The organism is Caproicibacter sp. (assembly GCF_046707225.1).
In the GTDB taxonomy this organism is placed as follows: Bacteria; Bacillota; Clostridia; order Oscillospirales; family Acutalibacteraceae; genus Caproicibacter.
Genome location: NZ_JBJKOP010000027.1, coordinates 1 through 1,772, shown reverse-complemented (window position 1 = coordinate 1,772; position 1,772 = coordinate 1). Strand labels below are relative to the sequence as shown.

Annotated in this window: 1 protein-coding gene; it reads left to right on the top strand. The window is 47.2% G+C overall.

Features of this window, described 5'->3' with window-relative positions:
• Window positions 1–225 precede the first annotated feature (225 nt).
• Window positions 226–1,521 carry an Nramp family divalent metal transporter gene (locus ACLQ3M_RS04900; protein ID WP_411676586.1) on the top strand — a complete coding sequence of 432 codons (1,296 nt, stop codon included), beginning with the start codon at window positions 226–228 and terminating at the stop codon, window positions 1,519–1,521.
• Window positions 1,522–1,772: the final 251 nt, after the last annotated feature.

Genomic DNA, 1,772 nt, shown 5'->3' with positions numbered 1-1,772 from the left:
TCTACGGTGGCGGCCAGCCCTCCGGCGAGGCGCACGCACGCATGAAAGAAGCCCTTGTCCAGCGCGGCATTTTCTCTTCCGCTTTAATGCGCCGTCCGGTTCTGCCTTTGACCGACGAGGAAAAAGCCTGGGTCAAAGAGGGCGTTGAAAAATGCGGCTGCGGTAAAGTCAGCCTCTGAGCAATATTCGCTTATTAGGAGTTGTCTTGAAAAGGAGATGTAACAGATGAATCAGGTTACGGAAGTTTCTTCTACAGAGAACACAAATGTTGTAAAGCGCCTCCCCTTCCTCAGTCTGATCAAACGGATTGGACCGGGCATTGTTTTAACAGGAGTCGTGGTCGGACCTGGAGCTATTACCACAGCTTCCATGTTGGGTTCCAAATACGGTTATTCTTTGCTCTGGCTCTTGATTCCTATCGCATTTATGGGGACAACGTTTTTGCTGACAACCTACCGGATCTCACTTTTAACCGGTATGCCCGCAGTTCATGCAATACGGCATTATTACGGCAAATTCGCCGCGGAATTTGTCGGGATTGCCACCTTTCTGGCTTGTACTTTTTTTACCATGGGCAATATTTCCGGAACCGGAGCCGGGATGACTTTGATTTTTGGAATGGATTGGAAAATCGGATCACTTGTAATGATTTGTGTGATGGTATATGTCTATTTTTCCAAAGGAGTCTATTCCAAGGTTGAAAAAGGAATCATGGTTTGCATCCTCGGCATGATCTGTGCCTTTTATGCAACACTGTTCGGAACCGGTAATTTTTCGGCCGGACAGGCCGCAAGCGGGCTGTCACACTGGTACTTTCCGGCTGGAAGCCTCGCGGTGGCACTTGCGTTTATCAGCACAAATGCCTCGATTACAACCGGTATTTACGGAACCTATCTAGGTAATGAGAAAAAGTGGAAAAAAGAAGATCTATTTAACGGTGTGATGCTAAGCGATGCGATCGCGCATATCGTAGGCGTGGTTTTAATCAGCGGTGCCATTGTCCTGGTGGGTGCCATCGTTCTTCACCCAACCGGGAAAGTTCTAAGCACCCCGGTACAGATGGCGGACATGCTTGTACCGGTTTTGGGAAATTCTGCGAAATACATTATGGGCATTGCTCTATTGGGAGCTGCGTTCTCATCGCTTCTTGGTAATACTCAGCGTACCGTGGTTCTTCTAAACGCCGGATACAACAAGCCGACAAATCTGGAATCCAAATGGATTCGCTGGGAATCCCTGATCGTTCTTGTTGTATGTGCCGTAATCTGCTTCAGCTATGGTGGCTCCCCAGTTCAGCTGATTTACCTCTCCAACGTTGCGACGGCAATCGCGACCCCTGTAGCCGGCTTATTCATGTGCCTGCTGATTTGGAGGAAGGACGTTAACGCAGGAGTAAAACAGCCGCGTGTTCTGCAGGTCTGCATGACGATCAGCTATCTTTTCTGTTTAGCTCTTACCGTTTCTGCGCTGGCAACATCCGTGCCGAAATTTCTCCATTCCATTCAGTCTTTACTCGGCTAAACCTCATTAAAGTGTTTTTGTAAGCTATAGCCGGCGCTGATATGCAATCGTTTGCATTACTCAATTTTTTATTTCAATAGAAAAAGTGCTATTCTCATTTGGTAAAAACAAGCAAAGGAGATTATCATGAGTAAGAAAAAAGTCATTGACTATAAGACCATTTTCCCCGCAATCTGTGTTCCACTGAATGACGATTACAGCATCAACGAAGCTGAGCTGCGGAAATATGTCCGCTGGCTGGCATCCTTTGA

Coding starts and splice junctions, on each gene's coding strand:
- ACLQ3M_RS04900 (WP_411676586.1), top strand. CDS start 226: ATGAATCAGGTTACGGAAGTTTCTTCTACAGAGAACACAAATGTTGTA.